The organism is Nonlabens sp. (assembly GCF_047636915.1).
Taxonomy (GTDB): Bacteria; Bacteroidota; Bacteroidia; order Flavobacteriales; family Flavobacteriaceae; genus Nonlabens.
The window spans coordinates 1-8,631 of sequence record NZ_JBLIGN010000096.1 but is presented as its reverse complement, the minus strand read 5'-3'; the positions used below and the strand labels follow the sequence as shown (position 1 = coordinate 8,631).

Annotated in this window: 6 protein-coding genes; all 6 read right to left on the bottom strand. The window is 38.2% G+C overall.

Translation table 11 applies throughout. From position 1 onward, the window contains the following. Nucleotides 1–428: alpha-amylase family glycosyl hydrolase (locus tag ACJAT0_RS11440; RefSeq protein WP_415181760.1), on the bottom strand; the 428-nt coding region annotated here is incomplete at its 3' end. A 66-nt stretch (nucleotides 429–494) separates the two neighbouring features. Beyond that, the gene (locus ACJAT0_RS11435) at nucleotides 495–2,852 is read right to left on the bottom strand and encodes an alpha-amylase family glycosyl hydrolase (RefSeq protein ID WP_415181759.1); all 2,358 of its coding nucleotides are present in this window, start codon (nucleotides 2,850–2,852) and stop codon (nucleotides 495–497) included. 170 nt (nucleotides 2,853–3,022) lie between these two features. Then, nucleotides 3,023–4,909, bottom strand: coding sequence for a glycoside hydrolase family 13 protein (locus ACJAT0_RS11430; protein WP_415181758.1), 1,887 nt, complete (start codon nucleotides 4,907–4,909; stop codon nucleotides 3,023–3,025). Between the two features lie 3 nt (nucleotides 4,910–4,912). Further along, nucleotides 4,913–7,216 carry a family 65 glycosyl hydrolase domain-containing protein gene (locus ACJAT0_RS11425; RefSeq protein WP_415181757.1) on the bottom strand — a complete coding sequence of 768 codons (2,304 nt, stop codon included), beginning with the start codon at nucleotides 7,214–7,216 and terminating at the stop codon, nucleotides 4,913–4,915. After that, nucleotides 7,213–7,875 carry a beta-phosphoglucomutase gene (gene pgmB / locus ACJAT0_RS11420; RefSeq protein ID WP_415181756.1) on the bottom strand — a complete coding sequence of 221 codons (663 nt, stop codon included), beginning with the start codon at nucleotides 7,873–7,875 and terminating at the stop codon, nucleotides 7,213–7,215. The genes ACJAT0_RS11425 and pgmB overlap by 4 nt, the downstream gene beginning before the upstream one ends. Beyond that, a partial coding sequence (locus tag ACJAT0_RS11415) for an MFS transporter (protein WP_415181755.1) occupies nucleotides 7,876–8,631 on the bottom strand: 756 nt, incomplete at its 5' end.

Below are 8,631 nucleotides of genomic sequence, written 5' to 3'. Positions count from 1 at the left end.
GCTGTCTCTATTAATTTAATCAGATCAGCAGAGGTTCCTAAGTCTGGATTTATCTTTTCATAGTCTGCTACGGCGTAGTAACTTCCTAAATATTTTTCTCGCTCTTTGGGATCTTTTAGGTCTTCTACTAGCAAATCTTCTTTTGCCTTTCTATTCTTTTCTGATATAGGAAAAATGGGCATTAACCAAATGACTTTTACACCCAATTCTTTAAGTTGTGGTATATCTTTGGTAAACTCATTAAAGGTTCCTTCTGGAGAATACTGTCTAATGTTTGCTTCATAAATAACAGCGTTTTCAAGGTCTTCATCTTGAATAGTTGTGTATTCTTTGGTGGTCGTTTCCGCAACTACTGCAACTTCTTTTTTATCGTCCTTACATGCAAATACGACTGTCAAAGCAAGTAATCCTAAAATATATTTTTTCATTAATCTGATTGTTTTGTAATTAATAATCTATAGAACGTATGATCTTCAAACTTAAGAGTAAAACGCTTAATTTACTGCGTTTTTGTCTTCCTTTTTAATTTGTAATATCATAAAGTTGCCTGCCTTAATCTGGATGTTTTTATCAGTTTCTATGGCGTTTATAGCGGTTCCAATTTTGCGAAAGCGTGCATCATTTAAAGCAATATTCATACTAATGGCATTTTCATTGAAGAAAACCGTGCTTTCCTCACCAAAATAGCTGCGCTTAATAGCAAGCAGGCCATTATTCTCTGCCATTACTTGAGTAGTTCCGTACAACAGAGACATAGAATTGCGTCTTAAATGAACCAATTCCTGCACCAGTTTACGCAGATTTTTCTCCCGATTAGAAAGTTTGTCAAATTTCATCATCCTGCGATTGTCAGGATCATTTGCTCCTATGGAACCGTACTCGTCACCATAATAAATAACCGGAACGCCTGGCATTGTCATGTTAAAAGCTTGCAACATTCCCAATCGATCAAAAGCGGTAGAATCGCTCATTACTACCTCCCGAGTCCAGCCTGCTTTTTTTGCATCTTCATCAAACTTCACGTCACCACTGGCATAGCTTATAAATCTTGCACGGTCTTGATTTCCAGAAATAGTACCCATTAAATGATGGTCCCCGTAATATTCTAGCCCTTTTTGAAGCGTTTCTGTAAGATTTGCATAATTGCCGTCTTTAGTAGCAAAAGCGCTCACCGCAGCATCATACTGATTGAAATCAAATTGAGCGTCCAGCATACCTGTACTTACATAGCTTCTTATCAGATCATAAGAACCGTAAGTTTCTCCTATTTGATAAATAGGTCGGTCTGTATTATTGCGTACTTTTTGAGTTAAGGTCCTCCAATATGCCTCTGGAACATGCTTAGTAGCATCATGACGGAAACCATCTAGTTTATATTTAGTAACCCAGTACAGAGCCGAGTCGGTCATTTTTTCTACCACTTCTGGATTTTCTAGATTTAAGGTAGGTAAAAAAGTATCGAACCATGTGGTCAATCGCTCGTCATCCCAGCGCTCTGTATTTAAACTGCCATCTTCTAGATACAGATTTGTTGCCCATTCAGGATGTTTTTTATACAAGGGATGCTCTTCGTGCACATGATTTGCCACATAATCTAGAATTACATTCATATCCCGTTTGTGCGCTTCTTCAATGATTTCTTTCAGGAGTTGCTCGTCTCCAAAACGGTAGTCAATTTTTGTATTTGAAATAGGCCAGTATCCATGATACCCGCTAAATTTGGTGCGTGGCTCTGGCCACAATCCATAAGCTCCTTCTGGATTTTGAGTAATAGGCGATAACCATACCGTATTGATTCCTAGCTCTTCAAAATAACCCTCTTTGATCTTTTCTAATACACCAGCCAGATCACCACCCATATAATTAGCTTTAGGCAAAATCTCTGGATCTGCCACTGGCTTTGTATTGTTTGTATCGCCATCAAGAAAGCGATCTACCATTATAAAATACAATACTTGCGTATGGAAATCATTTCTCGCTAATTGTGTCGCGTCTTTTACAACTTGTCTGTTTTGAACTGGAACCAACAAGTCGTTAGTACGTCCATTTATATCGCTGGCATAAACCCGTACCAACTGTGTTTTTGAAATGCGTTTTGAAAAATCCTTTTCAGGTAAGTTTACGGTGTAGGTATTTTGTCCTTCTGCTTTCACCGCTTCTATGAGCTGATTTTCATAAAGAACGACTAGGTTTTTCAATGCTTCGGATGTTTTAAATGTAAAACCTTGATCTAAGATTTCTCCATAAGATAGTTGAGCAGGGACTGCAGCACGACTGTTATCTAGCACCCGGTTAAAACCGCCCATTCCATTGCTAACGACATTAGGTTCATTTCCTGTTAGTGTTTCTTCTTTTCCACCTTCTATAAATAGGTATTGGAATTTTCCTGATTGAACAGTAGCCTTGTAAAATATCCGGTTGTCTTCTACTTGCAACTCCTTTGAAGCCCAATTGGTAAATTCTCCTTTTATGCTGACATTCTTAAAACTTCCGTTATAAGGGATTTTTATAGTACGGCTGTTATTTTTAAAAACTGGAATATCGTTTCTGATGCCTTCTGTCCACAAGGTGATGTGCGATAGGAAGGGATCTTGTTCCTCCATTTCAAAAGTATATACACGATCCATATTTATAGATTCACGCACTCTGATTCCCAAACCCGTAGAAACACTATCCGGCCTTTTATCTCCTAAATAATCGGAGTACAACACGTCTGTATTTGACAGAGCAGATTCATAAACGGGCGTCGTCATTACCTCGATCATACTAGCTCTAGTATCGGACGTGTTTTCCTCTTTAGTACCGCAGCTTATGATGCATATTGCGATGCATAATGTCGATAGTTTATTCATGAGTTTTAGATTTACTTTTTACTCGGATAACTCTATGTCCTGAAGACATTGTACATTCCTCTCGCTGCTCCCGCCAGATGCGAGTAAGAGAAACCTTTGTTACTCGTTTAATTTTATTTTATCTGTCCTTTTAAGGCTTTAAAAACCTTAAAAGTTGTGCAGTACTGTTTCTAGAAACTATACTCGATCACCATACTTGTTTTTCCAGAAACTTTTAATTTACCTCTTAAGCTTAGTTTTTTATCGGTCAGAATTTCTGTTCCCTCTTTTGCTGTGTAAATCCCTTCTTTGAATCTTTTTAAATCTAAAGTTACTTCTTCTGGATGGTTATTGATGATGACCATCACACCGCTATCTTCCCTATACCGAAAATACACATAACAATTGTTTTCTGGAACGTATTGAAGCAACTTTCCCGTATGAATCACTTCTTTATTCTTGCGGTAATTTAAGAGCTTCTTTGTAAAATCTTGATAGCCTTTCTGGTCGTCTGTAGGTTTTTCAAAAGCGTTAATTTCATCAGCTTTCCAGCCACCAGGGAAATCTCTACGTACATCGCCATCACCATCTGTATCTCGGTTGCCGCCCATTCCTATCTCGTCACCATAATATAATTGTGGGATTCCACGGGTGGTTAGAACAAGCGTCATGGCAAGTTTATATTTGGCTAGATCACCTTTGTACAATGCGTTACCATTGATGCGATTGGTATCGTGATTTCCTGCAAAAACCAAAATATTATTGATGTCTGGATACAAAAAGTCATTGACAAAATTTTCATATACTTTTATCATTCCTTTATCCCAGTGCTGCTCGTTTTCATTAAATGCAGTCATTAGCGCATCGTGCAAAGTAAAATCCATAACACTAGGCAAGTGCGTGTTGTAATCTTGAATCGCGGCAATTTTGGAATCTTTTTGCCAGTAAGCTATTTGCGCTTGATCGTGCAACCATGTTTCTCCTACGATATTGAAGTTAGGGTACTCGTCCATAACGGCTTTGGTCCATTTTGCAATTCCTTCTTTCTCGTTATAAGAATAGGTATCTACTCGCAAACCATCCAATCCAGCATATTCTATCCACCAGATCGTATTTTGAATCAAGTAATTCAACACTAATGGATCGCTTTGATTGATGTCTGGCATAGAACTGACAAACCAACCTTTCTCTGCATAAATAGCATCTCGCTTGCTCACATTGGGATCCATTTGCGTGCTTTGACGGTAAGAGGAGTTGGCATAGCCAGCGACAGGAAAATCCTTTCCTATGTTATCATCAAATTTATGGATCCAAGTTTCTGTAGGTAAATCTTGCATCATCCAGTGCATTGCACCCCAATGGTTGGTCACATAATCCATGATGAGTTTCATATCTCGTTTGTGCAACTCATCACCCAGTCTTTTATAATCGGCATTGGTACCATAACGAGGGTCGATTTTATACAAATCACTTTGAGCATAACCATGGTAAGAATAAAGTTCTTCATTATCTTCTAATAAAGGCGTACTCCAGATAGCAGTTGCTCCTAATTGATCTACATAATCCAGATGGTCAATAATTCCTTGAATATCGCCTCCATGACGTCCACCTTTGAACTCACGATTTACTTTTTCGGTCATCCCATCAACGCTGTCGTTAGAGGAATCGCCATTTGCAAATCGGTCTGGCATGACTAAATAGATAGCATCGCTAGAATCAAAGCCTTTTCTTATTTTTGAATTTAACTCTCTTTCCTTTAACCTAAAGTCAACTACATTATGGGTATCGTAAACATTTAAAAGAATCTTATAATCACCAGAAATGGCATTTGCAGTGTCTAAAGTCAAAAACAGATAATTGGGATTCTCCGTTTTACGAACTTTTACTATTGGCAGATCACTATCAATTGGAGCAGAGTAATTGGCTATATTCTCTCCATACAACAACACCTCAACATCAGAATGTTCCATGTCTGTCCACCAAAATGGAGGTTCTATGGTCTCTATGGATTGTGCTTGTACCGCTTTCGCGAAAGCGAAATACACAAGAATACTAAAAAAAAGAAACGATTTATTCATAGTTTAAACATTTACAAATTGTGGCTCCAAAGTGATGTATTCACCGTTGAGAATGATATCCTGAGACTGCTTTCCTTCTAAAGTCACTTTTGCTCCTGTTTTAGAAACCTGCACATATAAGATTTGATTTCTAAAATTAATTTTAAAACTGAATCCTTTCCATTGTTGAGGAAGTTTGGTCGTAAAACTAGGTTTGTCGTCAATAATTTGAAGACCACCAAAACCTTCTACAATACTCATCCAGGTTCCTGCCATACTGGTAATATGACATCCTTCTTCCACTTCTTTATTATAATCGTCTAAATCGAGACGAGAAGTTCTCAAATAAAACTCGTAAGCCTGATCCAATCGATCTAACTTTGTCGCTTGAATACCGTGAACACAAGGAGAAAGCGAGCTTTCATGAACGGTTAATGGCTCGTAAAAGTCAAAGTGCTTTGCGAGTTGTTCTTTGGTAAAGTGATCTTCAAAGAAATAAAAACATTGAAGAACATCAGCTTGTTTGATGTAACAGCTTCTTAAAATGCGATCCCAAGACCATTTTTGATTGATCGGTCGGTTTTGTTTTGGAAGGTCATTTACTGGAATGATTTCTTTATCTAAGAATCCATCTTGTTGGAGGTAAATACCTAGTTCTTCATCAAAGGGCTCGTACATGTTATCTGCCACCTCTTTCCATGCTGCTATCTCCAGATCTGTAAGGTCGGTTTTAGACCTGATTCTATCGTAATCTGCCGGGTGACTCTCTTTTACTTTATGGATGTTTTCTATAGTGTAATGAATGCACCATTTGGCAAGGTAGTTCGTGTACCAGTTGTTGTTGACATTATTTTCATACTCATTAGGTCCAGTAACCCCTAAAATCATATATTTTTTTGCTCGTTGAGAATAGGTCGCACGTTGCTGCCAAAATTTTGCAATGGCAATCATCACTTCCAATCCCATTTCTGGAATGTAGCTGTAATCTCCTGTATATTTAACGTAATTGTAAATGGCATAAACCATCGCACCATTGCGGTGTATTTCTTCAAAGGTTATTTCCCACTCGTTATGAGATTCTTCACCATTCATAGTAACCATTGGATATAGAGCAGCTCCAGAAGAAAATCCTAGTTTCCCAGCATTTTCAACGGCCTTGTCTAGCTGCTCATATCTATATCTCAATAAATTACGTGCTACCTGTTGATCTTTGGTAGCCATGTAGAAAGGAATACAATAAGCCTCTGTATCCCAATAGGTAGAACCTCCATATTTCTCTCCTGTAAAACCTTTTGGCCCTATGTTGAGTCGAGAGTCCTTACCTGAATAAGTTTGATTCAATTGAAAAATATTAAAGCGTATCCCTTGCTGGGCTTTGAGATCACCGTCAATACTAATATCTGCCATTGCCCAAATTTGGGCCCATGAATCTGATTGCAATTTAAGCAAACTTTCATAACCTAACGCTGTTGCTTTTTGTAAAACTGATTTTGCGACTAAAAATAAGTTAGCCTGTTCCTGATTTAGGCTGGAAGTATAGCCCGCATATTTTCTAAGTGTTAGGCTTTCGCCTTGAGCGATATAACCAGCCGCTTGATGTCTGATTACAGTATCAGTCTGATCAAAAGGCGCTGCATACTGCACATGAACTCCGTTTTTAATCAACTCTGACTGCATATAAGTGGCTACATAGAAGTTGGTTTTGTTCGTACGGCTGCGCACGAACCCTTGATGGTCATCAGAAACCAGTTCTTCTATTTCCCAAAACGCATCATCCCAGTTGGTATCTTCATTAGTAATTCCTGCATCGATATAAGGTTGGAAAGAAATACTCATACCTCCTTTTACAGCAGTAACTTGATAATTAATCACCGCAAGTTCATCTATTTCTAGACTCATGAATCTACGGGCGACAACTTTGATCGCTTTGTCATCAGAAAAATGTGCTGTAAAAGAACGCTCGTACCAGCCTTCCTTCATATGGAGCTCTCTGCGGTAATGGGTTACTTCTTGAACCGTTGCAAGGTCCAATTCTATTCCATCAACAAAAACATCTATTCCTATAAAGTTAGGAGCATTCAATACTTTTGCAAAGTATTCTGGATAGCCATTTTTCCACCATCCTACTCTTGTTTTATCTGGATAATAAACACCTGCAACATAACTTCCTTGAAAGCTATCTCCTGTATATTTTTCTTCAAAATTTGCTCTTTGGCCCATGGCACCGTTACCGATGGAAAAAAGGCTTTCGCTAGATTCTACTTGAGACGGCTTCCACCCTTCCTCAATTATAGACCACGCATCTGGTATAATATATTCCTGATTCATTTCTTCTTGCTTAGTAGTGTGTTGATATAATCTTTTGGCATGTCTGTAAAGTGAGTAAAAACCTCATCTGCCTCGTGTAATATTTTTTTTTCTCCTAATCCTATGGAAATCATTCCTGCCGCATTTGCGGCTTGCACACCTGCGACACTGTCTTCAAAGACAATACTCTCTTGTACCGCAAAATTTAATTGCCGGCTAGCATGGAGAAATACTTCTGGATCTGGTTTTGCTTTAGTCACGTTAGTTCCATCTACGATAACCTCAAACAGGTGTAATATTCCTAGCTTTTTTAAAATAGGGCGGGCATTTTTACTGGCACTTCCCAAAGCAATGGGTTGCTCCTGCTCTTTTAAATTTAAAAGGAAATCATGAACTCCAGGCATGATATCACTGGTATCCAATGATTTTATAAGATCCAGATATTCTTCATTTTTCTGATCCATTTTTGCCTGAAAAACATCTGGACTGATTTCTATATTTCCCCATTCTAGAATTTTCTGGAGTGAATGAACTCTAGAAACTCCTTTCAATTGTTCGTTTTCGTGTTCTGTAAATTTGATTTCTAGAGATGCCGCTAACCGCTGCCAAGCGATAAAATGAAACTTTGCTGTATCCACTATAACGCCGTCTAAATCAAATATGAATGCTTTTTTAACCATTTATTCGTTTGTAATAGAAGGCTGATAAGTGATCGCCTTTTTATCGGTAATTAATAAATTTGAAAATGCCGCAATGATCAAGAATATCCCTGCTACAGTCATCGCATGTATAGATTCTTCTCCTATAAGATTGTGCAACAACACGACACCACCTACAGCAGCAATAATTTGTGGTATGACAATAAACATATTGAAAACACCCATCATCAATCCCATTTTTGAAGGTTCTACAGAGCTGGAAAGCATTGCATAAGGCATGGATAATATACTTCCCCAGGCAATACCTATTAAACCAAATGATAGGTATAAATTATCTGGTGCGCTTGGGCTGTAAAACATATATAAAAAACCGATTGCTCCTGCGAGCAAACTTGCCATGTGAATGTACTTTCTATTGATAGATCTGTAAGCAGTGTAAAACGTGAGGAGTAGCGCAAAAATCATAGAGGTTAATCCATAGATTCCCATTTTGGACCCTACATCATCACTAGCTTCATTATAAGCTTTGTCCAGAGTTTTGTATTCGGCTTTACTGGATTTACTTAAAAATATAACGGCACCACTATCTGCTGTTATCGCTTCCTTTTCTCCTTTTTCGTTAGTAGTAAATTGAGCAAACTCAATGACATCTGGCTTAGAGGAGTTGTATACATGACTGGTTAGTGCGGGATTTGCCAGCGTCCACATGGCAAAAAATGCGAACCATGAAAAGAATTGGACCACTCCTAACCTCTTCATAATATCAGGCATGAGTGC

What these genes read in the sequence shown, in the direction of transcription:
- ACJAT0_RS11425 (WP_415181757.1), bottom strand. Translation starts at nt 7,216, where the DNA reads ATGAATCAGGAATATATTATACCAGATGCGTGGTCTATAATTGAGGAA.
- pgmB (WP_415181756.1), bottom strand. Translation starts at nt 7,875, where the DNA reads ATGGTTAAAAAAGCATTCATATTTGATTTAGACGGCGTTATAGTGGAT.
- ACJAT0_RS11430 (WP_415181758.1), bottom strand. Translation starts at nt 4,909, where the DNA reads ATGAATAAATCGTTTCTTTTTTTTAGTATTCTTGTGTATTTCGCTTTC.
- ACJAT0_RS11435 (WP_415181759.1), bottom strand. Translation starts at nt 2,852, where the DNA reads ATGAATAAACTATCGACATTATGCATCGCAATATGCATCATAAGCTGC.